Here is a 26,474-nt window from a genome sequence, read left to right as displayed (position 1 = left end):
ACGTTGTTTCATATATTTAACATTAGTATAGCTTATTATTTAAAAATTTACAATATACTGATCTAAACTCGTGCAAATGGCCTAGTTATTTTGCTATTGGCTCTTCTGCTATCTCATCTTTAATCACAGGTTTCTTTAAAGTAACAAAGAAGATTGTCAGGCCAGCCAGCACTGTAATTAAACCTACAACTACACTTCCAGTAAATCCAAGCGCCAGATATCCAGCCCCCGTAATTACTGCTGCAACAATTGCGTAAGGCATTTGTGTAGTAACATGGTCAATGTGATGACAACTGGAACCTGTAGAAGAAAGAATTGTTGTATCAGAAATCGGTGAACAATGGTCTCCAAATACCGCACCAGCAAGAACCGCAGCCATCATTGGCATAATTAATGCAGGGTCTGTTACAGCGGCAATTTGTCCAGCAATCGGTAATAATATTCCAAATGCTCCCCAGGAAGTACCTGTTGAGAATGCAATGAATCCTGCCATAACAAAAACAATTAAGGGAAGCAGAGCCAAATTAAGATTAGCCTCTTCAACAATGCCTGCCAAGTAAGTCCCTGTGCCGAGCTGATCAATTAAAGCAACAATTGCCCACGCAAAAATTAAAATAGTAAAGCCTGGGAGCATTGACTTTGCGCCTTCTTTTACACCTTCACCGAATTGCTTTCCTGTCAGCTTCTTTGCACGATAGTGACGACTAAACAATAGAAAAGTAGCTGCTAGACCTATAAGCCCACCGTAAAAGAGGGCAACAGACACATCCGCACTTCCAAAAATGTTGATAAGGGTCGCTTCACCCTCAACCGCACCAAGGCCATTTATATATATGGAACCAAGTGTTGCTACAAATAAAATTGCAATTGGTAATAATAAGTCGCTAACTCTTCCTATCTCACTTTCAGGTAGTTTAGATTCAGCATCCAACTTTTCTTTATTTGATGGATCGAGTACTTCACCTGTCTCCATAGCACGTTGCTCATGAATTTTCATTGGTCCGAAATCTGCTTGTTTCAAGGCGATTACCAGCACGACACCCAAAGCTGCCCATACATAAAAATTCATTGGAATCATTTGTAGGAAAGCGCCAAAAGCTGTATGCTCTGTAATCTGTTGTGTTGTAAAAATGGTACCAATAATGCCAATAATATATGCTCCCCAGCTTGAAATTGGGGCAACAACACAAATTGGTGCTGCAGTAGAATCTACAATATACGCAAGCTTCGCACGAGAAACGCGATGTTTATCCGTCACCGGCTTAGCTATTTGTCCTACTGTTAAGCTGTTGAAATAATCATCCACAAATATAATAATTCCCAACACCATTGTCATAATTTGCGCACCAGCGCGTGTCTTTACCCGTGAAATCATCCAATTCGCAAAAGCCTGTGTTCCACCCATCATACTTACAAATGCAGTAAGTATTCCAAGCATTAGTACGAATAGCAAAATATAAATGTTCCATGTGTTTAGAGCTCCGTCTGCGATAAACACCCCTTTAAATGACTCCCATACAAGCAATAGTGATTCCATAATATTAAAACTTCCTATAAAGAAAGCTGCAGCAACTATACCTACTCCAAGTGACAGTAAAACTCTTTTTGTGAGTAAAACCATGACAATTGCCAATAACGGGGGTACCAAGGACCATATAGTGTTTTCCATAAAAAAACCCTCCTTTACAATTTATCAATCCTTACTAAATCGCTAAGCTACTGTGTTTCAGTTATAACGAATGATGTTCCAAGTTTACCGGAAAGAAATCACCCCCCTTTATTTGTAATCGCTTTCATAATTGGATTATTTATACTATTCTACTTTATTTCAAAAAAACCTTTTTTATACGAAAATATACGTAAACGCGCTCGTAAATAACTGATTTATTTACCAGAAACACAATACAGCATAAACGTGATATACTAGAAAGAAATTTTCATCACTAGATATACTTGGAGAGGAAGACGCATTATGCAAGAGAAGAAACAAGATCAATGGGCTTCTAAGCTGGGCTTTATTCTATCTTCAGCTGGAGCCGCTATCGGACTCGGAGCAATTTGGAAATTCCCATACATGACAGGGATGAATGGTGGCGGAGCATTTTTCCTTTTATTTATTGCTTTTACAGTTATCATTGGTCTTCCCATTTTAATCGCCGAATTCATTATCGGCCGTGGTGCACAAAAGGAAGCTGTCACTGCATACAAAGTACTGTCACCGAAGTCAAACTGGAGCTTCATCGGGAAGTGGGGAGTTGCAGGAGCGTTTCTGCTCATGTCCTTTTACTGTGTTGTAGGTGGTTGGGTGCTCACCTATAGCGTTTTATCCATCCCAGGATTAATTATTAAAGAAGGGGCAGATTATCCAGCCTTATTTGAAACAATTACTGGCAGTCCATTAATAACTCTTATTGGGTTTGCATTGTTTTTACTTATTAACGTTGTAGTGGTATCTTTCGGTATCAAAGACGGGATTGAAAAATCGAGTAAAATTCTCATGCCGTTACTATTTATCTTTTTTATCATTTTGGTTATCCGTTCACTAACGTTCGAAGGTGCAATGGAAGGCTTATGTTTCTTCCTTCAGCCTGATTTTTCCAAGCTAAATGCTTCTAACGTACTTTATGCATTGGGGCAGTCCTTCTTTTCATTGGCAGTAGGTATTTCCGTTATGGTAACTTACAGCTCTTATTTACGAAAAGATGTTAGTTTACCTATGTCTGCAGCTTCGGTATCGGTAATGAATATTTTTGTATCCCTACTTGCAGGGTTGGCCATCTTTCCCGTTGTTTTTGCCTTCGGTTTAGAACCTGCTGAAGGGCCTGGTCTACTATTCATTGTGTTACCGGAAGCATTTGCACAAATGCCCTTTGGGGAAGTGTTTTTAAGTTTATTTCTATTGTTATTTTTATTCGCTGTACTAACTTCTTCCTTTAGCATGCTTGAGATTATCACTTCAGCGTTTACCGAAAATAAAAATCGGTCTCGAAAAAAGGTAGCTGCATTTGCAGGAATACTCGTATTTATCGCAGGTATCCCTGCAGCTTTATCATCCAGCAATTTAGCTGATTTTAAAATTTTCGGTCTTACTGTTTTTGACGCTTCTGATTTCCTTGTCAGTAACATCATGTTGCCTGGAGGATGCTTATTTATTGCTATTTTTATTGGATACAAAATGGAGCATGCTGTCATGCAAAAAGAGTTCTCCTATGGAAACCACTTATCTCCATCGGTATATAAAGTTTGGTTTCAATTAATGCGCTGGTTAGTACCTGTTACAATTATTGTCGTATTTCTTGGGTCACTTGGGCTTTTTTAGGGAAGTCTAAAAGTAAATAGTGTTGGAGGTGTTTGTTTGACCAGAAAAATTGTTATTATTGGCGGAGTTGGCGGGGGCGCTACCGTCGCCGCCCAGCTTCGCAGAGAGGATGCAGAATCAGAGATTATCGTACTCGACAAAGGAAGTCACATTGCTTTTTCCAACTGCGGAATGCCTTACCATATCGGTGGTCTGGTGAAAAATCGGGATGACATTCTCTACTCAACAGAACAGTTCCGTAAAAAATACAAAGTTACCGTACATACGAATACAGAAGTTAAAGCTATTAATCGAAGTACACAGCGTATTTATTATCAAGCCGCTTTGGATGCTGGTGAGTTAGGCTATGATAAACTTATTTTGGCTCCAGGAGCTTCTGCAATCATTCCTAATATAGAGGGATTAAATCCGCAGCGCACCTTTCCGTTACACACTATATCCGATATGGATAACATTTCTGATTTTATAGAAACAAAAAAACCTCAATCTGTTGCAATTGTCGGAGCCGGGTTCGTAGGATTAGAAATGGTGGAAAATCTAAGTGAACGAGGTTTGAAATGTACGATTATTGACCGGTCTTCGCAAGCCATAAAAATTATTGATGAGAATCTTGCTGCAATCGTAGAAAATCATTTAAATGATAAAGGAGTTCAAATCTTACTTGATGATGGCCTTGCTTCTTGTTCCAATGAGGGTAAAACATTGCATCTAAACAGCGGCAGAAAAGTGGAAGCAGATCTCATCATAATGGCAGTGGGAATTAAACCAAACACTGAATTGGCAATTGACGCTGATCTAAAAATAGGTACCACGGGTGCTATAGCAGTGAATGAATATATGCAGACATCTGACCCAAACATATATGCTTTAGGAGATGTGGTTGAAGCTCCTGATACAGTAACAGGTACCCCTAGACATGTCGCATTAGCATGGCCTGCACACAGACAGGCATATATTATCGCCATGCATTTGACCGGTGCAACTGCTTCATTTAACGGTACTCAAGGCTCCGCTATTCTAAAGGTATTTGATTTAACGGTTGGAGCAACAGGGCTTAATAGCCATAAACTAAAAGAACTTGGTATGTATTTTCAAACCGCTTCATTGGAGACAATGTCTAATGCTAGCTATTATCCTGGTGCTGAAAAATTATGGATTAAAGTATTATTTGATGAAGCGCATGGACGTATTTACGGGGCTCAAGCGATAGGTTATGCAGGTGTAGATAAACGACTTGCCGTGTTGGCAACTGCACTAAAAGCAGGTCTAACCGTAGCTGATCTACCAGAATTGGAGCTTGCTTATGCTCCTCCCTATTCCAGTCCAAAAGATCCAATTAATATATTGGGATACAAGGCAGCAGCAATGTTAAAAAGCCTCTAACACTAAAATTGAAACACACCTCCACTAGTTTAGTCGTAAGTTAAACTAATGGAGGTGTGTTTTACAGTAGATATATACTATAAAGAGGATTTTACTGTGCCGTTATCCAATAATGATTCTGCAGGGGATTATTTCGCTCTACTGCCGATTAATTTCACCTGCAGCAGATACATAATTAATATAATGCTATCTTTTTAAACGGACTATTTCCTACTATTAGTTGCTGTTTGAAGCCATGCTTTTATTCTTGAAATTTCTTCTTTAAAATAGACTGTCTCTTCTTCTGTTGCATATTTATTTCCATATCTGACATTTTGATAGATTTTTAATTGGGAGGTGTTAAGTTCAAGACGCTCCAGCCATTCTTCAATTGTTTCATATTTCAACCTTCCATAGCCTTTTTCAAATGCCAGTTCTTCCAGTTCCATTACTTGCTTACGTATTTCGTTATCAACCTTCCATCCTTTTTTGGAATTACTTCGGGTCAGTCTGTTTTTGGTCTCCCTCTTTTCTACAGGAGATTGGCTAACAGAACCTTCTGCTTCTACTACTTCCAGATTTTTTGACATATGCTTCTTTTTTAAAAAGAAAAAAAGTAGAATAAGTAGGCTTGCAACAAACACGCTTAACAACCACCAACTAGAGAAGGAATCGGTTATCGCTTGGTCAACCTTATCCTCGTTATCTGATCTTGGGATTTCATCAGGCATTTCCATTTTTACATTATTGGTATTGTTAGAAGTGATCATCTCTCTGATTCCTTCTATCTCCAATGGGCTTACATCAATTAAATAAGCAATTCCTTTAGAAAAAATCATTAATAATTGAGCCACACTACTCCAAAGGAAGCCTGTGGCGGGTTGAATCACATCATATAAGAGATAAAGTAATATACCACCAATAAGCATGCTTGCTATCGTAAAGCCAATAAATTTCAATTGATGGTAACCATTCCTGCCATGAGAAATATTACTGACCATATACCCCGCAATCAAGACAATGAGAAACGTGAGAGCTATCCAAATTAATTGTTCATCATACATCCAATAAATATCAAAAATAAAGATAGAGAGCATAACAACTATCAATACTTTTTGATTTTTTGCATCAGCTTCTTCATCATGCACAATCTGCCGCCAAACGAGAAATATAGTTAGTAGAATCACCAAAAATATTGATATCCCGTAGACCAACAAAAGTATAATAAGTAGGGAAATAAACATGATTGCATATAAACTGAAATTTCTAACCCATCTTTGAACCACAGCATGCAAGAGCAAGGATATAATAATGATAGATATATAAACCCCATAGGAAATGGATGTATTTGTTGCAATAAGAATAGGGTGAAGGAATAGGTAAAAAAGCAAATACTCTGAAATCAATTGATAATACAGTACTATAAGTTCATTTTGCTTTATCATATTTCTCTCCACCTTTTTGTAAAGGCCCGATATGAGCCCCAGCCTTTCCATTATTCACATGAAATACTTGCTTTTGACCTTTTGCCCATTTCTCGTAAAAATAATTAGTGTATTCTTCTGCTTCCCCAATTAATATAAGCAGGCGAGATCCACTGGTTTGTGAATCCAATATACGATAAATTCTGTTCATCGTTAATAGTGGCCCATTATCCTCAAATCTTGCTAAAAATTCCAGAATGCTTTTTAAATGCTCTCGTCCTTCGCCCAATGGTAAATGATATGGACGATGGTTCAAAACTGCAGAATTAATATAGATCTCCACGGGAAATCCCTGTTGAATAAGGTAACGACTAATGTACGCAGCTTGAGATAGAAAACGCTCTAATTGTTCATTATTGTATAAATTACCTAATGGACTTATTTTTGCTATATTAATTATAATCGACCAGGAGAAGTTTTTGACCGGCTCTAACTCCTTTGTCTGCAGTTCTTGTTTTCTTGCTGTAGCTTTCCAGTGAATCTTATTAAACGGATCTGAAGAAATATAATCCCTTGTTCCCCTTGTTAAAACCATATCTTCAAATGGCGAAAAACGGCTTTGCTGCTCCCCAAGTATGGAAGAAGAAATTTCTTTTAATCCGCCTACTGTTTCCAATTTCGGATATACAATAATTTCAGTTTGGTATCTCTCACAGTATTTTAAATAGATTAATCTGAAATCAAATATGTGGGGAAATCTAACCTGTATATTTTCCAATCGCGCTATCCCGCGTTGCACGGTGTGAAATGAAAAAATGAACTTTTTTTCTTTTTTCCCTCCTAGAGAAAATGAATACTTATACTGATTTTTCCCCAGCTGCTTACGAAATAAATTTTTATTGTTTCTAATATTTTCGTCTGAAGCGAATGTAAGTTGGCTATTAAAATATGGAATAAAAAAGTGATTAGTAAATTTAATCTCCAGTTCTGCTTCTTCTCCTTCGAATAGCCGAATCGTGTGTTTTTGGTTTGTAAGCTCCAGACCTTGACCAATCCGCTTAGAATATTGCCATAATAACATAATATATATACCAATAAACCCTGCAAGAATAAATGTTAAAGGATTGTCCCAAATCATACCGCCAATCATTATGGCTATCATTAAAGTGAATAAAATTTCAACTGTATTAGTAGATTCTCCCGTATTCTCTATCTTCCATTTCATAAATTTGCTCCTTTACAAGCTGTTATTTTCCATTATCAGTCAATTTATTTGCAGTTTCAATTGTTTTTAGATATTTTGTGTTTAACCTATATAATTTTCTGTGGAGCAGGGAGGAAAATTAACATTTCGTGTTGTGAGGTTACGAACAGATGTCGCGCTTGTACTCGGAGTGTGAAAGCGTTCATCTGTAATGAAAATCAATGGCGGGAGATGATCTGCTAAAGGTGTTTAGCCCATATAACCCTGTTACAATTTGAATACTTTCGCACCTTTGAGCACAAGAGATAAGTGTATTTTCCAAAACGGGAGTTTGTAGCCCTACCAAGTTAGTTCGGAGTTTATATATTTTCCGAACATGGTATCACCCCAATATATATAAGCACTTTTATTTTAAAAGCAAAAATACCACAGCAACGGTCACTGTGGTATTTTCTAAAAGAAATCTTTATAATAGTTCTCCTTCAAACTGGTAAATAAGCTTGAAGTTACTTTCATCGAGAAGCTCTGCAACATGGACACGAACACCATGCCCAAATACAACTTCATCCTCTGTCATAGCAACAATCATTGCTTTCGTATTATTTTTCACATCCATATAGATATCTCCAACAACTGGTTGAAGAGAATCATCTGACTCTGCTAAATAACTGATGGATTCATCCTCAATTTGTTGAGCTTCGGGAACCAGACTTTTGTCATAATATGCAATTTCTTGGCTCGCATCATTTTTCCCTGGTACAAGTACAACATACTCACTATGTTTTACCCCATTATCTCGTGTTGTTACGACATTACCATCCTCAACGCTTTCTACTTTTTCGATCTCGTTTAGAGAATAATGATCGAGAAAATCCGGTGCTGGCTTAACAATTAAAATATAATCACCAGGCTCAGGTCGTTTATCTTTATCAATGGTATATCGTTTTCCATAAAAAATAAACGTGTCATTATGTTGTGGTCTATACAGATCAATCTCACTTGCACTAGTAAGTATTTGCTGCATGTCCTTTAACCGATATAAATGAACTGACTTTTTAAACATTGGCTTAACCGAATAAACTTTATGCAATTCATTTTTATAAAAAACGAATTGTCCTTTTCTAACCTGAAAGAGCTTCATCACGTTACCTCCTATAATGCATTTGTGTCTATTATAACTACAATTTCAAAAAAAGAAACCTATAGTATTAGTTTCCCTTTCTAACTTTTCTTTTAAACCTAAATTAATTGATTAACGAACTTGATCCTCCATATGAACAAATGGGAGTTCTGTATTGACCTCACCTAGAATCCGCTTAATCCCTATTTCCTTACCCTGTAACCAATCCTGAAAATTAATAACAACTGGCTCTCGGTCACCACCAAGTGCAAACCATGCTTTCATTTCTTTAGGAAAATATGCCGAAGTATGAATGGTACCAGACCAATTTTTATATTGATCAGAAAACACACCTTTATCTGTATCATTCAGCATACGGAAGGCTTTATAAGCATCTGTCACCTGCCCCTTCTGTTTTTCCATAGCTGTCATCCTTTTATAGGAGTCATTCAAATGGTAGCGGTTTTCATCTTTCAATATTTCAAAATGATTTGTACACACATTTGAGGTACGTACTTCAACTCCACGAGGGGTTGCTTCAACCACAAATGTTTCCCCTTCTCGATCAAGTAGAATATAGCTAAAAGAGTGTCGATGCGGGATTTCCTTTAAAAAGTGAATAGCTTCTCCGACATCTGCACAAATCTCCAATGTCATTCTGCCAATCATATTACAAATAAAACCTTCTCCCGGTTTTTTTCGATGCATAAAATTATAACCAAGTGCCAGGCCTTTTTCATTCATACCATCCATTCTGCCAGTGATCCGCTGGGAAGGCCCAATCACTGCGTAACCTTGATCAGTTGGCTGATACAATGTATAACGACCTTCATATGTCTTCGGATGGTAATCATAGTTTCGAATCATATAGTTTGTATCCGTAAAAATAGAACATCCACTTTTTACGTAGTCAAGTCGATAACCGCCAAATTCCATCAATACTTTATTCATATTCCATCCAAGCGCGTCCCTTAATCCCGTTAATTCATCCCATACACCTGGTGCCAATGGAATAATAGCAGCCTTAACCTCTGCCTCAGATATAGAAAAACGCGGCCTTCTAATCTTCCATTGTTTATCTCTATTCTTTAAAGTAAAAGAGTCTTTTAATAAAAGGCCCTGATGGTATCCGAATTCATAATGACTTCCTCGGAACTGAAAAATATCACTATATATTCTTTTCACCGTACATCCCTCATTTATTTGAAAACTATTTATTTTCCAGTTCTTCAACGAGTAAGGATAGTTCTTCCCAGCGTTCCATCTTTGTCTCTAGCTCTTCCTCTACAGCCTGCTGCTCTGCAAACAGCCGTTGTACTTTTTCAGAGTCACTACCAGCCGTGGTGATTTCTTCCTTTAATAATTCTATCTTACTCTCCAAATCAGAAATTATATCTTCAATTTCATTCCACTCTTTTTGTTCCATATAGGAAAGCTTTTTCTTTTGCTTTTTTGGCTGCTCCTTCAATGGCTTTGGTTTTGATTTAGTAGAATCTAGTACGTGTTGATCTAAGTATTCACTGTAGTTTCCATAATAGAGCTCAACTTTACCGTTTCCTTTGAAAATTAGCAAGCGATCAACAACCCGGTCAAGAAAGTAGCGATCATGGGAAACGGTAATAACAACTCCAGGGAAATGTTCTAAATAATCCTCCAGAACGCCCAACGTTTGTGTATCCAAATCATTTGTTGGCTCATCAAGAAAGAGAACGTTTGGCTCCGTCATAAGAACCTTCAACAAATAGAGGCGACGTTTCTCCCCACCGGATAGCTTACGGATATATGTCCATTGCTCAGCTCTTGAAAATAAAAATCTTTCAAGCATTTGTTCTGCTGTAATCTCATCTCCATCTTTTGTATAAATAACTTCGGCTATATCTTTAATATAATCGATGATACGGACACTGCCATCCAGTTCTTCATCACCTTGTGTATAATAACCAATTTTGACTGTTTCACCAATATCAAGGCTGCCGCTGTCAGGAGAAATTCGGTTAGCCATTATATTTAATAACGTCGTTTTTCCTGTACCATTTGGTCCGATAATCCCCATTCTTTCTCCAGGCACCATGATGTGACTAAAATTATCGATTAATTTTTTATCGCCATATGACTTATGGATGTTTTCAAGCTCAATTACTTTTTTCCCAAGTCGGGCAGACCCTACTTGGAATTCCGCTTCCTGCTTTTTGGTATCAAAGGTTTTATGCTTCATTTCCTCGACACGTTCTATTCTGGCCTTTTGCTTGGTAGAACGCGCTTTTGCTCCACGACGAAGCCATGCAAGCTCTCTAGTAAGAGTATTTTTATGCTTCGCTTCCAGACTTTTTTCTAAAGCTTCACGCTCTGCCTTCTTCTCAAGAAAAAGCTCATAATTACCTTCATATACATATAAATTCCCTTTATCCAACTCAAATATGCGGTTGGTCACACGGTTAAGAAAATATCTGTCATGTGTTACGAGCAATAATGCACCTTTATATGTCTGTAAATATTTCTCAAGCCATTCAACAGAATCATTATCAAGATGGTTTGTAGGCTCATCCAAAATAAGTAAATCTGCGGGCTGGATGAGAGACTTCGCTATAGCAACACGCTTTTTTTGGCCGCCAGATAATGTGGTAATCTTTTCATTAAAAGAAGTAATACCTAATTTTGTTAGAATCGTTTTCGCGGTAGTATTTGCCTCCCAAGCAGCTTCCTCATCCATTTTTTGTTGACAATAAAGAAGGTTTTCCTGTGCTTTTTGACTGGAAGGCTTAAGCTGCAGCTCCAATAATGCTTGTTCATATGCACGCATCACTCTCATGATGGTGGAGTCCCCGTAATAGATTTGTTCAATTACCGTCAGCTCAGGATTGAGCTCAGGCTCCTGGGCAGCATATTCAATATGATACTCCTTAGGGTGTTTAATAACTCCTTTTTCAGGTGACTCTATTCCGGCAATTGTCTTTAAAAAGGTGGACTTCCCTGTTCCGTTCACCCCAATAAGTCCTATTTTTTCACGCTCTGTTATGGTGATGGAAATATCATCAAACAAGACCTTCTCACCAAATGATTTATATAAATGTTCAATAGTTAGCATAACAAGAAACCTTCCCTTGACTTGTAGTCATTCATTTGCTCTTTCTTTTCCCAAGTAATGTTCTTAAAATAATTACGATCAAAAATAATAACCAAGATGTAACAAGATAGAAAATAGCTTTACTTTGTGCATTCATGTCTGAAAAGAAGAAAGCCATTCCCGTCCAAATCACCGCTGTGATAAGAAGCTGTGTCACTAAAAGTTTAATGATAATCTCCCCCGATAATGTTTCATACTATATGCTAGTTTACCACAAAGAGACCAAGGAAATCAGCATTTACAATTGCTGTACCTTGGTCGTCGGAAAGGTTACATTATTTCATTTTTTCAAACTCACTTACCATTTGTTCATAGGTCATAGCTCCATATGCCTTAAATCTAATTTTACCTTGGGAATCGATCATATAGGTAGTCGGGATTGGTTGAATGCGATATTTATTGCTTACTTCAGAAGCCTCATCCAGCAGGACGGGAAAGGTGACTCGATGCATTTCCATAAAATCTACTACATCTTGCTTTTTAGCTTCCGTTTGGGTCAAGTTAACCGCAAGAATAACGATTTCTTTTTCTTCATAGAAGTTTTGCATAGCTGGTATTTCTTCTCTGCACGGCGGACACCATGTAGCCCAGAAATTTAGCATTACTTTCTTTCCCCGATAATCAGATAACTTTACTTTTTCTTCATTTGTTGAGACCAATTCAAAATCTGGAGCTGTATCGCCAATTTCGGTACCTTCCAATGCTTTCTCTGTCTGTGAGGTATTTACCATGGCTGTATTCTTTTCCATCTGTAAGGTATCAGACGAATTTGGAGCTGCATTTATAATTCCATAACTGTAGTATCCGACCCAGAAGAGGCCTGATAACACGACTAGCCAAAACACTTTTTTCATGCCCATCCTCCTGCTTCTCCATTACATTTAACGATAGCCTTCCACAAAAAAGGACATAACATACTTTTTTACCAGGGATATGGAATTATTTTTGACAATTTTAACGTTAATTTATAAACCTCTTGTAAAGTTTTGTAATACCTTTTTACTAAATTGCTTGGTTATACCCTTCCTGGATTGCCTTCCATCAGTCTCTTCTTCTAAAAATATACCTTTTCTACCATTTAGTTCTCCTATCTTTTCAACTATGATAATAGTAAGACTAGTCTTATTATTAATTGAAGGAGGAGAAGGATGAGAAAAAAGCTCTGGATTATCGCCACGATTTTTGTATTGGCAATTGGAAGCTTGTTAGCTATGAATGGGGAAGCAACTGGTGCAAAAAAGGGAAAAGATAACAATACGTCCCAGAATAACGGTAAAGTAAAGAATGTGATCGTTATGATTGGAGACGGAATGGGGCCATCCTATCCTACAGCCTATCGTTATATGAAAGATGACCCTTCAACACCACAGATGGAAAAAACAGTATTCGACAAGCATTTAGTAGGAATGGCAACAACTTATGCAGACGACCCAGAAGAAAATATTACTGATTCAGCAGCTGCAGCAACCTCCATGTCGGCAGGTATAAAAACATATAATGGAGCAATTGCAGTGGATACAGAAAGAAGCGAAGTGGAAACCGTACTTGAGGCTGCCAAGAAAAAAGGCAAATCTACAGGTCTTGTTGCCACATCACAAATTAACCATGCCACTCCAGCAGCTTTTGGAGCACATGATGAATCCAGAAGGAATTATAATGAAATTGCTGATGATTACTTCGATGAAATGATTAATGGAGAACATAAAGTAGATATTATGCTCGGCGGGGGTACAGACTATTTCGACCGAGAAGATAGAGATTTAATAGAAGAATTTGAAGAAGATGGCTATAATTATGTAGATGATAGAGAAGAAATGCTTGAGAATGAGAATGATAAATTACTAGGTTTATTTGCTCCAGTCGGTCTTCCGAAAGCAATTGATGGGGAGGATAGTCCGTCCCTTGAAGAAATGACGACGACAGCTCTTGAGCAGCTAAGCAAGAATAAAGATGGGTTCTTCCTTATGGTAGAAGGAAGTCAAATAGACTGGGCTGGGCATGCAAATGATTCTGTCAGTGCCATGAGTGAGATGGAGGATTTTGCTAAAGCATTTGAAACCGTTATTGAATTTGCTAAGAAGGATAAACATACACAGGTTGTTTTAACAGCAGACCATTCTACAGGCGGTTTTTCCATTGGCCGTGATGGTGAGTACAACATGTATCCGGAAGTGATCAAAGCAGCTGAACGCACACCTGAGTTTATGGCAGAAGAGATAATGGATGGTGAAGAAGTTGAAGAGGTTTTAGATGAATACGCTGATCTCGACTTTACTGAAGAAGAAATCTCAGCTATCCAACAAGCAGCAGAAACTGAAGATTTCGATACAGTGTATGCAGCGGTTTCTGAAGTATTCAATGTTCGAGCAGGCATCGGATTTACCACAAGCGGACATACAGGTGTAGATGTTCCCGTGTACGCATATGGACCGAAGAGTGAGGTCTTCTCCGGATTAGTTGATAATACAGACATCGCCAATGAAGTATTTAACTTTCTTAAATAAGCATTAAAGCAGACTGTGTATGCAGTCTGCTTTTTGTTATTACAAAATTAAATCCCTGAAAACCATATGTTGGAGAAGAGACTTTTTATGGCAGGATTTGTGCGCTTTTTGTTGAATGAGAAAATATATAGTTTAATTTTTGTTATAATTCTTATAATAAATATAAATTGGAAGGTAGTGGATTTTTTGCATTTACAAAAAGGGAAAGCAAACTGCATTACAGATGTACCTGGCGTAAAAGTCGGTCATACCACATTATATGAAAAGCTAACCGAGGAAAAAACAATCTGTACAGGAGTAACAGCGATATTACCACATGAAGGGAATCTCTTTCGTAAAAAAGTTAGAACTGGAAGTGCTGTCATTAATGGCTATGGCAAAACAACCGGCCTCGTACAAATAGAAGAACTGGGATTATTGGAATCTCCAATTATGCTGACAAATACATTTAGTGTCGGAGCTGTTTGGCAAGGGACATTAAAATATATGCTCGATCGCACGCAAGAAATTGGTGATACAACCAGCTCAATTAATATTGTAGTCGGCGAATGTAATGATAGCTATCTAAATTCGATCCGCGAACAAGCAATCAAACCTACACATGCAATCAGCGCATTAGAAAATGCTACGAATCATCCAGTGGAGGAAGGAGATGTCGGAGCAGGTAAGGGAATGGTTTGCTTTGGTTATAAAGGTGGTATAGGAACAGCTTCACGAACAATTACAGATAATTTAAATACATACACTGTCGGTTGTCTTGTTGTAAGTAACTTTGGTAGAAGAGAACATGCATTATTTGCAAATCTGGAAACCACGCAAATACCTACACCGGATGGCTCTATCATGATGATTATTGCAACTGATGCCCCCTTATATGACAGGCAGCTAAAAAGACTCGCCAAGCGTTGTGCAGCGGGACTTGGGAGAACAGGAAGCCGCATTGATAATGGCAGCGGGGATATTGCCATTGCTTTTTCAACTGCCAATGTATACGATCATAAAAGTGATTCCGCTAAAGAAACAGCTTCATTTCTTCGTGATGATCACCCTGTTATGAATGATTTGTTCCAAGCAGTTATCGAAACAACAGAGGAAGCAGTAATTCGTTCCTTAATGCAAGCAAAAACGACAGAAGGAAGAAATGGCAGGGTAGTAGAAAAAGCTCCTATTTAATTTAGCTACAATTTTAGAATGTAGGAGTAAAAAACTATCAGCCATGGAGAGTACTATTCAACAGTCGATCTGATTTATCCGCCGCAGGATGAGTAAGCAGCAGTAGGTGGAAACAACTTCCGCACATTCTAAGAAATAGAGAGCACTTATTTACAATAAAAAGTTTGCAATAGCACTTGAGTAAATAAACTCAATATTTCAGTGTTCTTGTAATTAAATTGTAATTCCAACACCTAGTTACTTTGCTGTTTATCTTTTTTGTGAAATTTAACTATAATATAAAACTTATATCAATAAGAGGCTGAGGCAATAATCTTTAGTTAATAAAAAATCCGAACTGATTTATATTGTATTTAAATCATAGTTCGGATTTTTTATGGAAAATTAGCGAAGGGAAAACGCGCAGACTCCTGTGGGAGAAAAAGCCTAGGTAAGACCCCGGAGTGCATAGCACGAGGAGGCTTAACAGCGCCCACGGAAAGCGAAGCGTTTTCCCGTAGCGGTATATCTGTCACTTTCAATGTTCATCTCTAGTTTTGTTCTATTTAGTTATGTCCCAGACTGTTTACTCATTTAGATTTTGCATAAAATGACTTTGGTACCTCGGCTTTAAAAAGTAATAGTTGCCCAGTACTCGGATGATTAAAAGAAAGGATCTTCGCATGCAACCCCAGTCTTCTGATCACATTTTGTTTAGACCCGTATTTTTTATCCCCTACAACGGGATGTCCAAGGTCTTGCATGTGCACCCGGATTTGATTTTTCCGCCCCGTTTCCAATTGAACCTCTAATAAAGAAAAATCATTATTAGACTGGACGACCTTATAATGTGTTATTGCATGCTGTCCGTCATTTTTAACAGGACTGGAATACATCATATGGGTTTTGCTCTCTTTTAACCAGGAAGAAATATATCCTTTTTGCTTCTCTACCTTCCCCTCTACAAGCGCAGCATAGGTGCGTTCCTTTACGCTTTTTTTCCACGTATCTTGAAGCTTTCTCTTCGCAGCTTCATTTTTAGCGAAGAGCATAACTCCAGAAGTATCTTTATCTAATCGGTGGACGACAAAAACCCGGTTTAATGGATCTTCTTTCCGGACATGTTCCATAAGCTGATGATGAGCGGTCTGCTTTTTTTCTTTCTGTGTCGCAATGGACAACAATCCCGCCTCTTTATTAATCACTATTATATCTTCATCTTCATATAGAATCGTCATACCAATCAATGCACTTTCTTTTACTGCTGCTTTGTTTTTTAAAATCTTGATCGTTTGACCACTATATAAAGGATAATTATGCTTCGTTTCAATATGATCATCTACGGTCACCTGGCCACGCGTCAGAATGGATTTCACGGAATTCCGGCTACGATTGGGCATAGCTTCCAGTAAAAAAGGGAGCAGCTCCATTTGCTTTTCCACGGTAAAATGTAAATTATTCTTATCTCTTGATGGCTGTTTTTTTGGCAATAATAAAACTCCTTTATCTTTAAAGAACGTATTTCTTATATATAAGAGTAATCTTTCTTTGATCGTTACGCAAATCCCAGAGTCTCCTATATCCTTATCGCAGACTTCAAGATAAACATAGAAGCACAAAACTTCCTATATCTGAACTTTCCACGTATTATCTTTTATCAGGAGGGGAATTTTTATGACAAATCAAACATCTACAATTAAAGAGAAAGTGATGGAGGCATACCACTTTCGTCATGCCACCAAATTGTACGATCCAAACAGAAAAATATCGGATAACGACTTTAAATTTATTTTGGAAGCGGGAAGATTATCACCCAGTTCATTAGGTTCTGAACCTTGGAAGTTTTTAATAGTTCAAAGTCCAGAATTACGGAATAAGTTAATGGAAGTAGCCCCAGGCGCTGTAGAAAAATTAAAGTCAGCAAGCCATTTTGTTATTCTTTTAGCAAGGAAAAATGTCCGGTATGACTCGAATTATCTGTTCAGTCAAATGAAAGACGTACAACAAATGCCTGAAACAGTGGTTACAGAGGTCTCCGGTCATTATAAACGCTTCCAAGAACAAAAACAGATATTAGATAATGAGCGAACTCTTTTTGATTGGGCATCAAAGCAAACATATATTGCCTTAGGAAATATGCTGACGGCTGCAGCACTCCTAGGAATTGACTCCACTCCAATGGAGGGATTCAACCAAGAAAAACTTGATGCATTACTAGAAGAAGAAGGGCTACTGGAAAACGGTCAATTCGGCGCATCTGTACTCGCCGCATTCGGCTATAGAAAAGAAGACCCAAAACGAGGAAAAACACGAAGAAATATTGAAGAAGTAGCACAGTGGGTTTAATGTTGAAACATAGGGAAGCCTGATAAGCTGATATCTACATTAATCTCATAGTTAATTTCCACCCAAAAAGAAGCCTACTCCTGGGCTTCTTTTATTTTATTAACTTTGAATACATTGCTTAGATGAAAAGCCTGATGTAGACCTTGACTTACAAGGAAAAGACACTTCCATCTCAGACGTACTGACCATGGCCTGCCCCCATTTCCTATCATTTTTTTATAAACAGATTTTACCATTCTAGTAGATTTGATCTTATTATTATTACTATACTTTTTTAACCAGATTAACTGAATCTTTTAAATCTGAAAATCCATTTTTATGATAGAATCCATATGCCGGAACATTCTTTTCTGTAGTTAATGTTATATGCTTAATCTCCTTTTCGTTTAATATTTCATTCATTAGTTGAAGAAAAGAACTACCTAGTCCTTGATTTTGCCTTTTTCTAGAAATAAAAAACTCTCTAATAAAATATTCCCGACCTTCCCACCAATTAAAAATATAACCTAATGCACAGCCGATAAGCTCATCCTCCTCACTATATAGAGCTAATGTTAGTGAGTTATTATTTTCGGTTAGTTCTGTTAAATATGCATGTAATTGTTCTTCATTGTTCCATTTATCAAACCAAGGTTCATTAGTAAATACATCCAAAAATAGATCCTTCATTTTCTCAAAATCATTTTTCTTTAATATGCTAACCTTCATCTCGTTCTGCCTCCTGCTATATAATTTATAAATAATATACTAATAACTCTTGTTGCTTTTTATGCTCAATCTATATAATAACCTAAATAAAAACGAGTAAAAATCCTTTTGGGTTTTCTACTCGTTTTCTAGAGATTTTTTGTGAATTTGCTTTTAGATAATAGTAATTAACCGTGCTTTAGCAGTTCTATTAATCTTCATCCTTTACGTCAATATCTTCAGGAATCGGTTCATTTAAGTATTCCTGAATCTTTTGTCTATATTTCTCTACATCTTCAAAGTGTGTTTTAAATTGGGCTTGATTTATTAAGTATTGGTTACCATCATGAATGGCACGAATTCTTCCTTCCAATACGAGTGCTCTCACTTTTGCTATGTCCATTGATAAATACTCAGCAGTCTCCTGTATGGTTTTGTACATATCCTTGGTCCTTTCCCGAATAGCCCAGACTGTTCCTATCTAATACATAGTTTATCTCATCAAAATTTTCCAGGTACGTATCAATCAATTCCTCAAGCAGATTTACAGTGACCATCTCACTTTCCTAGTACATCCTGATATTCCGGTGTATTTTCAAGCTTCTTTTGTGCATAAGAGCATTGAGGGATGATTTTCAATCCTTCCTCTCTGGCATACTGTACCAGTCTATCTACTAACTTTCCTGCAACACCTTGCCCTTGCAACTCAGCTGATACGACTGTATGATCTACAATAATCGAGTTTCTCTCACCTGGAATAAATGATATCTCTGCTAATGGTTCGTCTTGATTTTCACCGATAAAAAAAGAATGATTTCCTTGCTTAATGTCCACAAAAATTCCTCCTTATTTATTGAAATGCTGGCAGAGTTACTACAACAGCAAGAACAAAAATAATCGTAATATAATTAACGGAATATAAGAATATCCAATGTGCCCATTTTTGATCGTCTTTCGTAAAAAATCCTCTTAAGGCAATAATCAACCAACCAACGTTCAAAATTGTTGCAACTGTAATAAAAAAGGTCCCTAATTGAATCAAGTAAAAAGGTAACGGTAGCAGACAGGCAATATAAATTACTATTTGGCGTTTTGTAATCGAAAACCCATGCACTACTGGTAGCATTGCTACATCTGCCGCCTTGTATTCTTCATATTTTTTAATAGCAATTGCAAAAGTATGCGGCATTTGAAAGATAAATAAAATAGCAAAAAGCATAATTGGGACAATATGAAAAGCAGATTCTATTGCGGCCCAGCCAATTAAAGGAGAAACTGCACCCGATATACTACCGATCACCGTATTTAAAGTGTATTTTCGCTTTGTCCACATTGTATAAAGAACCACATAGGTAAACCAGCCGATGAAGGCATATAATGTGGCTTCCCATGTCGTAAACCATAACAAGATGAAACCTGCCAGTGATAAGACAATCCCTGTCCATAACACAATCTTGAGTGATATCTTCCCCGTTACAGTAGGTCGATTCTGCGTCCTGGCCATAATCTCATCGATATCCACATCATACCAATTATTAATTACTAATGCTCCAGCCATAACCAGTGTACTTCCGAGCATGATAAGTATAAGGAGTGGCCATTGTTCTGTTATTAAGGATCCAGAAAAATAAAGGGCGAGCCAAAAACCTGAGAAAACAGGTAATACATTTGCAATTAAAACTGGTCCTTTTATAAGTGATTTTATATCCGAAAACGTCGCTCGTTTCGAATCGTTTTGTATAGTTGGTGATGCACTTCCCATTCCCATATCATATATCCTCCCTGATTCGGGCAATTTTAAACTTTGTTTATACTTTTATCATATCACGGAATGTCATGAGAGACTATTACTCTATATTACTACAGAATTTTCACTATACAGCATGAAAACTTTTGACGGAGGAGGCAAGTAGCTAATCCAGCTTTACGATTTAATGTTGGTAAACTATTAATTTAAGAGAAATATTTGACTGGAGCGTGCTATAGAATAGTAATTTCTAGTATGATAGACATTCGGGGTTGTTTTTTCGTACTCAATGTCCGTCAATCAATCCATGATAGACATTACGACCCGATTTCTCATTCCCAATGTCCGTCATTCACTCTATAATAGACATTCACACTCGATTTCTCGATCCCAATGTCTGTCATACGCCCTATGATAGACATTCACACTCGATTTCTCGATCCCAATGTCCGTCATCACCTCTATGATAGACATTATGACCCGATTTCGTGCTCTCAATGTCCGTCATCCACTCTATGATAGACATTCACACTCAATTTCTCGCTCCCAATGTCCGTCATCACCCCTATGATAGACATTACGACCCGATTTCGTACTCTCAATCTCCGTCATTCACTCTATGATAGACATTACGACCCGATTTCTCGCTCCCAATGTCCGTCATACGCTCTATGATAGACATTCACACTCGATTTCTCGTTCCCAATGTCCGTCATTCACTCTATGATAGACATTTAGACCCGATTTCTCATTCCCAATGTCCGTCATCACCCCTATGATAGACATCCACACTCGATTTCCCGCTCTCAATGTCCGTCACATCCGCCATCTTTAATAGAAATCTATTTTATATCTTTAAGTAATTTCCCTAATTCATATATTCCCTTTCTTATTTCTTCCATAGAGGCGCATCCATAAGAGATTCTTATAAATTGCCCGGAGGTTTCTGCGTAAATGCTGCCTGGATTTAATACAATTCCCTTGGATAATGCTTTTTCAAATAATTTAGTTTTTTTGAATTCGGGTTTTACTTTTAGCCATATAAACAATCCTCCTCGGGGGATTTCCCATGTAGCATAATCAGAAACGTAACTATCCAACGCGTCTAATGCCGCAGTTCTACGAATTCTTAATTGTTCTCTTACGGTTTTGATATGAGCTTCATAAAGGTCACTTGTAAGCCATTCTGCTGCCACAAGTTGGGAAAGAGTACTAGAACCATAATCAGATTGCATTTTAAGATCTGCCAAACGTGAGATGACCGATTCTGTACCAGCAATCCAGCCAATTCGTAAGCCTGGGCTTAACGTTTTGGAGAGGCTTCCCAAGTAGAGTACATTCCCGTTCAAATCCTTTGATTTTAATGAAGCTGGCGGGGGGCCATCCAACCATAAATCTCTGTACACATCATCCTCAATAATTGGAAGTTGGTGTTCTTTGCAGACATCCAACAGTTCCTCTCTCCTTCTATCTGACATTAGCTTTCCAGTGGGATTTTGGAAAGTAGGATTTGTATAAACTATACTGTTATCTGTGTGTTTCGCTTGATAGAGAGTATGCAGCATTGGTCCCTCTTGATCCATTGATAGCCCCTTCAGCTGCATACCTGCAGATTGGAATACAGATAGAGAATAGAGATAGGAAGGTTTCTCAAGAAATACGGTGGAACCTTTTTTTAATAAACCAATTGAGATAAGATGCAAGGCTTGAAGCGCACCAGATACAATTAAAATTGCTTCAGGTGATACGTCCATCCCTCTCTTATTTAAATACTGGCTTATTGCGTAACGGAGTCGAATATTCCCCTTTGGCTTTTCATAACCTAATGCTATTTCTTGTTCTGCGACTCTTTTGACCACTGATTTCATTTTATCGCCAGGAAACAAATCTTTTGCCAATTCACCTTTACTCAATTGGATAAACGCTTCATTTGCTTCCGCCTCATTAATTGCTTGTACAGTTGCTACACTTGCCTTATGTGTCCCTAATGAAACATTTTCATTCCAATTTGCTGTGGGATTATTCCCCATTAATGTCCACGTATTATTAGTAACAATTGTACCTTTGCCAGCTACACCTTTAATAAGTCCGTCTGCCATCAATTCTTCCAAGGCAGTAATTACAGTACTCCTATTAACATTAAATGTCGCTGCTAGAGTTCGCTGGCTGGGAATCCGACTACCTATTACCCATTCACCTTTGGCAATTTTTTCTTTTATGTATTCTATAATTTCCATATATTTAGGCTTACTCATCTAACCCCTCATTTCAAACAACTGGTTGGCTTTTAATTAATAAACTGGTTGGAGACATTTTACCAAAATGCCGTTATGATTGGAAACACAAAAATAAATTGGTTGGATAAAGAGACGGGGGGATTAATTATGAGGGTTAAATTACAACCAAAAATAGTTATTGCTCAATTATTAACCATTATCCTATGGGCCTCAGCATTCCCTGGTATCCGAATAGCATTAACAGCATACTCTCCAGAGCATCTTTCACTTTTACGGCTAGTCATTGGCTCTGCTCTGTTACTAATTATTGCTTTCTTTTTAAATATACCTTTGCCTGAATTGAAGGATATACCAGTCATTCTCTTATTGGGGTTTTTGGCATTTGCCGTATATCATGTAGCCTTAAATTATGGGGAACGCACCGTGAGTGCAGGTGTAGCAAGTTTACTCGTTTCTACTACGCCAATATTTACAGCGCTCATAGCTTTTCTTTATTCTGGTGAGCGACTGAAAGTCCAAGGTTGGATGGGTGCATTGATCGCCTTGATCGGAGTCGTATTTATTACGATAGGAGGCTCTTCTACTAATTTTTCATTTACTATTGGAATATTTTTAGTTTTACTGGCAGCATTATCTGAAAGCTTTTACTTTGTTTTCCAACATACCTATTTAAAGAAATATGGATTCTTTCCTTTTACCATGTATACGATTTGGGCTGGAACCATCAGCATGCTGTTTTTTACTCCTGGTTTGGGTCAGGAGATATTACAAGCGCCTATGGAGGTTACGCTAGTAGTTATTTATCTGGGAATATTCCCGACAGTTATACCTTATTTTGCAATAGCATATGTAACCTCAAAAAATGGAGCAGCCGAAGCCACAAGTTCCCTATACCTTACACCTGCATTCTCTTTCCTGATTGCTTGGATTTGGTTGGGCGAAACACATACGATTCATGCGATTTTTGGTGGGATCCTCACATTACTAGGTGTTTCAATTTCCAATCTAAAAAACAAAGCAGAAGAAAATGATGTATCTTGGGAGGGCCACTCTAAGAAATTGCATAATTCCACTTAAATAAAAGTGTAATTTCTTTATATATAAAGGCTGAATATCATTGAGCCTGCTTTTTTGCATCTCAACTTAAAATCTTAGGGATGTTTCTAGAGGAAAATAAAAAAGGACTCTGTAATAGAGTCCTTTTTTTATAAGTTACGCCTTAACAACGTTAGTTGCTTGAGGTCCGCGTTGTCCTTCTTCGATATCAAAAGAAACTTTTTGACCTTCTTCTAAAGTTTTGAATCCTTCACCTTGGATAGCTGAGAAATGTACGAATACATCGTCTCCACCTTCAACTTCGATGAAACCGAAACCTTTTTCTGCGTTAAACCATTTTACTGAACCTTCTTGCATGTTTGTTTCCTCCTACGTGGCATAGCCACATTATATTACTATTGTTGCTCAATTAGAAATCGAAGGTGAAAATTAAATCCTTCTTACACACCGAACAAGAATAATTACTCTTAATTATAATGGAAAAAAAATAAAATGCAAGGGATTATACAAAATTAGTAAAAAATTTTTACATAGTGGATTTTTTCACTGAAAATTCACAGGAAGGATCAGCCCCCAGTATCTTTTTCCGTTGAGCTGGAATCCTTCTTCTGTGCATCCGTTGAATCCTCTGTTTTATTTGGGCTGTTACTTTGACTAGTTACATCTTCCTTTCTACCACCATCCGATTGTTCATCTGTTTTATTTCCCGAGGAGCTCTCGTCTTCTTTATCTTCTTTATTAGATCCATCCCCTGTACTACCTTCCTCTTTTTTCTCATTATCCTGTTGGTCGTCTTTATTCTCTTGATCTTGCTCCTGATCTTTACCTTGATCATCTTTTTGCTCTTGATCTTTGTTCTTTTCTTCCTTCTTGTCTTTCTTATCTTCTTCATCTTTTTTATCTTTCTTTTCCTGTTCTTTCTCTTTCTGTTCTTGCTCTTTCTTTTCCTGCTCTTGTTCTTTTTTATCTTTTTCTTTCTCTTTATCTTCCTTATCCTTCTCTTTATCCTTTTCCTTCTTATCTTCTTTCTCTTTCGGCTCAGGCTTATCTGGTACTGGAATTGGCTTTGTTTCAGGAACAGTACCTTTTACGAATAATTCGGTCACAGTATTTTCTTCTGGTGTATATTTATTTGCTTTAAGGCCGGTTTCTTTATCAATTTCCACTTCTACAACCGAAGAAGGTTTTTCAAAGTCAGCTGTCTCTTTTTCTTTTGATACTTCTTCCATAATATACTTGAAAATCAATTTAGAAATATCATCATCTTCTTTTTTAATATAGGTTTCCTGGGTTGTTTTATCATATCCGGTCCAAACTGCTGCAGTATAGTCAGTTGTATAGCCTGCAAACCATGCATCCGATACGCCTTCTCCCTGAATATGCTCCGGGAGCATTTTTGTACCAGTTTTCCCTGCTAATGGAAGACCAGGAATATTCGCCATTGTTCCAGTTCCTTCTTTAACCACTGTTTTCAACATGTCTGTAACCATATATGCTGTATAGTCACTCATTGCTTTTACTGATTTCGGTTGAAAGTTTTCTTCCTTACCTTCAGGATAGACTACTTTTCGAATGGTATGTGGTTTATTATATTCTCCTTTATTACCAAAAGCAGCATACGCTCCCGCCATGTGCAGTGGTGAGGTCCCGTGTTCAAATCCACCAATTGCATATGATGGATATACATTCTCCAAGTTGATCCCTAATTTCCCTGCAAATTCCTTAGCATTCTCCGGGCCGACCTCTTGCATGGTCTTAATTGCCGGAATGTTATAAGACCATTGCAATGCGGTCCGCATAGAAATCTCACCATGGAACCTTCTATCCCAGTTGCGGAAAGTCTTTCCATTTATTTCTACCTCTTCATCTTTAATCTGCTTATACGTAGACCATTTTAATTTTTCAATTGCCGGGCCATATGCCATAATCGGCTTTGCAGTAGAACCAGGCTGCCGTCTTAATTGTGTTGCATAGTTATATCCTTTCTTAATATCTTCCTCACCCGGACTTCTATCCCCGCCAATTGCACGAATAGCTCCTGACTTTGTATCAAGTAGGACGACACCAGCTTTCAGCTTATCGTCAGGATAGGAGATATATTCATCTGTCGTTAATACTTTGTCAGTGAATTTCTGAGCCTTTGGATCAAGGGTAGTGTAAATTTTCAAGCCAGAAGTATAAAGATCTTTTTCAGAAATTCCATTTTTCTTTAGCTCATAAATAACTTGATCGATATAGCTATCGTATGATGTATTGTCTTTTTGCTCTGTTAGCATATCTTTTACTGCAGTTGATTGAGCTTTTTCGCTCTCCTCTGCGGAAATAAAACCATGCTTTTCCATTAATGAAATAACTGTATCTCTTCGTTTCTTAGCAAGCTCCGGATGTTTGTATGGATTATAACCACTCGGCCGTTGTGGCAGGCCTGCAAGTAGAGCTGCTTCGCTGGTGGTCAACTCGTCTACTGATTTTCCAAAGTAAACTTCCGCTGCTGTAGAAACTCCATAGGCTCCTTCACCAAAATAAATTTTATTCAGATACATTTCCAATATTTCTTTTTTGGTGTACTTTTCCTCCATTTTTACTGCCAAATAAGCTTCCTGTACTTTTCTTTCTATTGTTTTCTCCGGACTCAGAAAAGATTTTTTCACTAACTGTTGTGTAATGGTACTGGCACCTTCCGCACCAAACCCATTCTTTAAATTCGCAAGCACAGCCCCACCAATACGTTTAATATCAACGCCTCCATGCTCCCAAAATCGGACATCTTCTACGGCGATGAAAGCATTTTGCACATGCTTCGGTATTTTATTAAGTGGGACAATTTCTCTATATTCTTTCCCAGCTACATCTGTCACTTCCTGGTCATTCATATCATAGATAGTAGATGACTGGGGATTTTCCAACTGGGCAGGAGTAATTTCCGGTGCATCACTTATGTATGCTATTACTGTATAACCACCTAAACCGATAGCCAATACAGCTATTAAAACAAATGCTAAGAAGGTACGAAATAGAATTTTTCTAGATTTACTTTTTTCTTTCTTCCCCTTCTTTTTTTCTTTTTTATATTGTTGACGAGACTGGAGATCTTCACTCATGCCTCTCCCCTCCTTAAGACGCTTCATTCCTTATGAGAAAATACCCAATTCCACTTCATCTGAAACATAAAGAAAATAGTGATTCTTTTTT

The 26,474-nt window shown here is 37.6% G+C and carries 21 protein-coding genes; 6 read left to right on the top strand and 15 right to left on the bottom strand.

Annotation, left to right across the window (positions count from 1 at the left end):
• Window positions 1-85 precede the first annotated feature (85 nt).
• Window positions 86-1,669 carry a Na+/H+ antiporter NhaC family protein gene (locus BME96_RS03060; protein ID WP_019376905.1) on the bottom strand — a complete coding sequence of 528 codons (1,584 nt, stop codon included), beginning with the start codon at window positions 1,667-1,669 and terminating at the stop codon, window positions 86-88.
• Window positions 1,670-1,972: 303 nt separating this feature from the next.
• Here BME96_RS03060 and BME96_RS03055 point away from each other — a divergent pair, with 303 nt between their 5' ends.
• Together BME96_RS03055 and BME96_RS03050 are read left to right on the top strand one after the other, a co-directional pair.
• Window positions 1,973-3,319, top strand: a complete 1,347-nt coding sequence (locus BME96_RS03055; protein WP_071648249.1) for a sodium-dependent transporter — start codon at window positions 1,973-1,975, stop codon at window positions 3,317-3,319.
• A 36-nt stretch (window positions 3,320-3,355) separates the two neighbouring features.
• Entirely contained in the window at window positions 3,356-4,702 is a 1,347-nt protein-coding gene (locus BME96_RS03050; protein WP_071648248.1) for a CoA-disulfide reductase, read from the top strand.
• A gap of 203 nt (window positions 4,703-4,905) precedes the next feature.
• Here the strand turns inward: BME96_RS03050 and BME96_RS03045 are convergent, their stop codons facing one another.
• The 6 genes from BME96_RS03045 to BME96_RS03020 all read right to left on the bottom strand — a co-directional run bounded on the left by BME96_RS03045 (window position 4,906) and on the right by BME96_RS03020 (window position 12,407).
• Window positions 4,906-6,126, bottom strand: a complete 1,221-nt coding sequence (locus BME96_RS03045; protein ID WP_071648247.1) for a hypothetical protein — start codon at window positions 6,124-6,126, stop codon at window positions 4,906-4,908.
• Window positions 6,110-7,330, bottom strand: a complete 1,221-nt coding sequence (locus BME96_RS03040) for a DUF58 domain-containing protein (protein WP_071648246.1) — start codon at window positions 7,328-7,330, stop codon at window positions 6,110-6,112. Before BME96_RS03040 ends, BME96_RS03045 begins: the two co-directional genes overlap by 17 nt.
• Window positions 7,331-7,775: 445 nt before the next feature.
• A complete protein-coding gene (locus tag BME96_RS03035; RefSeq protein WP_019376909.1) occupies window positions 7,776-8,450 on the bottom strand; it encodes a hypothetical protein in 675 nt (224 codons plus the stop codon).
• A 111-nt stretch (window positions 8,451-8,561) separates the two neighbouring features.
• Window positions 8,562-9,614: a C45 family autoproteolytic acyltransferase/hydrolase gene (locus BME96_RS03030; protein WP_071648245.1), complete on the bottom strand. Its 1,053-nt coding sequence runs from the start codon at window positions 9,612-9,614 to the stop codon at window positions 8,562-8,564.
• 25 nt (window positions 9,615-9,639) lie between these two features.
• Complete coding sequence (locus tag BME96_RS03025; RefSeq protein ID WP_071648244.1) at window positions 9,640-11,514, bottom strand: ABC-F family ATP-binding cassette domain-containing protein; 1,875 nt, start codon at window positions 11,512-11,514, stop codon at window positions 9,640-9,642.
• Between the two features lie 314 nt (window positions 11,515-11,828).
• A complete protein-coding gene (locus BME96_RS03020; RefSeq protein ID WP_071648243.1) occupies window positions 11,829-12,407 on the bottom strand; it encodes a redoxin domain-containing protein in 579 nt (192 codons plus the stop codon).
• Window positions 12,408-12,701: 294 nt separating this feature from the next.
• On the opposite strand from BME96_RS03020, the gene BME96_RS03015 reads away from it, so the two are divergent.
• Complete coding sequence (locus BME96_RS03015) at window positions 12,702-14,057, top strand: alkaline phosphatase (RefSeq protein WP_071648242.1); 1,356 nt, start codon at window positions 12,702-12,704, stop codon at window positions 14,055-14,057.
• Window positions 14,058-14,243: 186 nt separating this feature from the next.
• Window positions 14,244-15,230, top strand: a complete 987-nt coding sequence (locus BME96_RS03010; protein ID WP_082388029.1) for a DmpA family aminopeptidase — start codon at window positions 14,244-14,246, stop codon at window positions 15,228-15,230.
• A 569-nt stretch (window positions 15,231-15,799) separates the two neighbouring features.
• Here the strand turns inward: BME96_RS03010 and BME96_RS03005 are convergent.
• On the bottom strand, window positions 15,800-16,699 hold the full coding sequence (locus BME96_RS03005) for an RluA family pseudouridine synthase (RefSeq protein ID WP_019376915.1): 900 nt from the start codon (window positions 16,697-16,699) through the stop codon (window positions 15,800-15,802).
• A 184-nt stretch (window positions 16,700-16,883) separates the two neighbouring features.
• On the opposite strand from BME96_RS03005, the gene BME96_RS03000 reads away from it, so the two are divergent.
• On the top strand, window positions 16,884-17,555 hold the full coding sequence (locus BME96_RS03000; RefSeq protein ID WP_071648241.1) for an NAD(P)H-dependent oxidoreductase: 672 nt from the start codon (window positions 16,884-16,886) through the stop codon (window positions 17,553-17,555).
• A 264-nt stretch (window positions 17,556-17,819) separates the two neighbouring features.
• Here the strand turns inward: BME96_RS03000 and BME96_RS02995 are convergent, their stop codons facing one another.
• The 5 genes from BME96_RS02995 to pdxR form a co-directional block, all read right to left on the bottom strand.
• Entirely contained in the window at window positions 17,820-18,263 is a 444-nt protein-coding gene (locus BME96_RS02995; protein WP_071648240.1) for a GNAT family N-acetyltransferase, read from the bottom strand.
• A gap of 190 nt (window positions 18,264-18,453) precedes the next feature.
• The gene (locus tag BME96_RS02990; protein WP_026041369.1) at window positions 18,454-18,684 is read right to left on the bottom strand and encodes an excisionase family DNA-binding protein; all 231 of its coding nucleotides are present in this window, start codon (window positions 18,682-18,684) and stop codon (window positions 18,454-18,456) included.
• Window positions 18,685-18,800: 116 nt separating this feature from the next.
• Complete coding sequence (locus BME96_RS02985; protein ID WP_019376920.1) at window positions 18,801-19,076, bottom strand: GNAT family N-acetyltransferase; 276 nt, start codon at window positions 19,074-19,076, stop codon at window positions 18,801-18,803.
• Window positions 19,077-19,092: 16 nt separating this feature from the next.
• Window positions 19,093-20,010, bottom strand: a complete 918-nt coding sequence (gene cyoE / locus BME96_RS02980) for a heme o synthase (RefSeq protein ID WP_060680183.1) — start codon at window positions 20,008-20,010, stop codon at window positions 19,093-19,095.
• An 821-nt stretch (window positions 20,011-20,831) separates the two neighbouring features.
• Window positions 20,832-22,244, bottom strand: a complete 1,413-nt coding sequence (pdxR, locus tag BME96_RS02975) for a MocR-like pyridoxine biosynthesis transcription factor PdxR (RefSeq protein WP_071648239.1) — start codon at window positions 22,242-22,244, stop codon at window positions 20,832-20,834.
• 129 nt (window positions 22,245-22,373) lie between these two features.
• On the opposite strand from pdxR, the gene BME96_RS02970 reads away from it, so the two are divergent.
• Window positions 22,374-23,303 carry a DMT family transporter gene (locus BME96_RS02970; RefSeq protein WP_071648238.1) on the top strand — a complete coding sequence of 310 codons (930 nt, stop codon included), beginning with the start codon at window positions 22,374-22,376 and terminating at the stop codon, window positions 23,301-23,303.
• A gap of 135 nt (window positions 23,304-23,438) precedes the next feature.
• Here BME96_RS02970 and cspD read toward each other — a convergent pair whose 3' ends face one another.
• Both cspD and BME96_RS02960 read right to left on the bottom strand, forming a co-directional pair.
• Window positions 23,439-23,639: a cold-shock protein CspD gene (gene cspD, locus BME96_RS02965; RefSeq protein WP_019376924.1), complete on the bottom strand. Its 201-nt coding sequence runs from the start codon at window positions 23,637-23,639 to the stop codon at window positions 23,439-23,441.
• Between the two features lie 209 nt (window positions 23,640-23,848).
• Window positions 23,849-26,383 carry a transglycosylase domain-containing protein gene (locus BME96_RS02960; RefSeq protein WP_071648237.1) on the bottom strand — a complete coding sequence of 845 codons (2,535 nt, stop codon included), beginning with the start codon at window positions 26,381-26,383 and terminating at the stop codon, window positions 23,849-23,851.
• Between the last annotated feature and the right edge of the window lie 91 nt (window positions 26,384-26,474).

It is taken from the genome of Virgibacillus halodenitrificans, assembly GCF_001878675.1.
In the GTDB taxonomy this organism is placed as follows: domain Bacteria; phylum Bacillota; class Bacilli; order Bacillales; family Amphibacillaceae; genus Virgibacillus_Q; species Virgibacillus_Q halodenitrificans.
Note: the sequence above shows the minus strand (reverse complement) of the source record. Positions and strands in the feature narration are given on the sequence as shown.

Bases quoted from the DNA above. Each gene is read 5' to 3' on its own strand.
- BME96_RS03060 (WP_019376905.1), bottom strand. From the start codon at position 1,669: ATGGAAAACACTATATGGTCCTTGGTACCCCCGTTATTGGCAATTGTC.
- BME96_RS03055 (WP_071648249.1), top strand. From the start codon at position 1,973: ATGCAAGAGAAGAAACAAGATCAATGGGCTTCTAAGCTGGGCTTTATT.
- BME96_RS03045 (WP_071648247.1), bottom strand. From the start codon at position 6,126: ATGATAAAGCAAAATGAACTTATAGTACTGTATTATCAATTGATTTCA.
- BME96_RS03040 (WP_071648246.1), bottom strand. From the start codon at position 7,330: ATGAAATGGAAGATAGAGAATACGGGAGAATCTACTAATACAGTTGAA.
- BME96_RS03035 (WP_019376909.1), bottom strand. From the start codon at position 8,450: ATGAAGCTCTTTCAGGTTAGAAAAGGACAATTCGTTTTTTATAAAAAT.
- BME96_RS03025 (WP_071648244.1), bottom strand. From the start codon at position 11,514: ATGCTAACTATTGAACATTTATATAAATCATTTGGTGAGAAGGTCTTG.
- BME96_RS03020 (WP_071648243.1), bottom strand. From the start codon at position 12,407: ATGAAAAAAGTGTTTTGGCTAGTCGTGTTATCAGGCCTCTTCTGGGTC.
- BME96_RS03015 (WP_071648242.1), top strand. From the start codon at position 12,702: ATGAGAAAAAAGCTCTGGATTATCGCCACGATTTTTGTATTGGCAATT.
- BME96_RS03000 (WP_071648241.1), top strand. From the start codon at position 16,884: ATGACAAATCAAACATCTACAATTAAAGAGAAAGTGATGGAGGCATAC.
- BME96_RS02995 (WP_071648240.1), bottom strand. From the start codon at position 18,263: ATGAAGGTTAGCATATTAAAGAAAAATGATTTTGAGAAAATGAAGGAT.
- BME96_RS02990 (WP_026041369.1), bottom strand. From the start codon at position 18,684: ATGTACAAAACCATACAGGAGACTGCTGAGTATTTATCAATGGACATA.
- cyoE (WP_060680183.1), bottom strand. From the start codon at position 20,010: ATGGGAATGGGAAGTGCATCACCAACTATACAAAACGATTCGAAACGA.
- pdxR (WP_071648239.1), bottom strand. From the start codon at position 22,244: ATGAGTAAGCCTAAATATATGGAAATTATAGAATACATAAAAGAAAAA.
- BME96_RS02970 (WP_071648238.1), top strand. From the start codon at position 22,374: ATGAGGGTTAAATTACAACCAAAAATAGTTATTGCTCAATTATTAACC.
- cspD (WP_019376924.1), bottom strand. From the start codon at position 23,639: ATGCAAGAAGGTTCAGTAAAATGGTTTAACGCAGAAAAAGGTTTCGGT.
- BME96_RS02960 (WP_071648237.1), bottom strand. From the start codon at position 26,383: ATGAGTGAAGATCTCCAGTCTCGTCAACAATATAAAAAAGAAAAAAAG.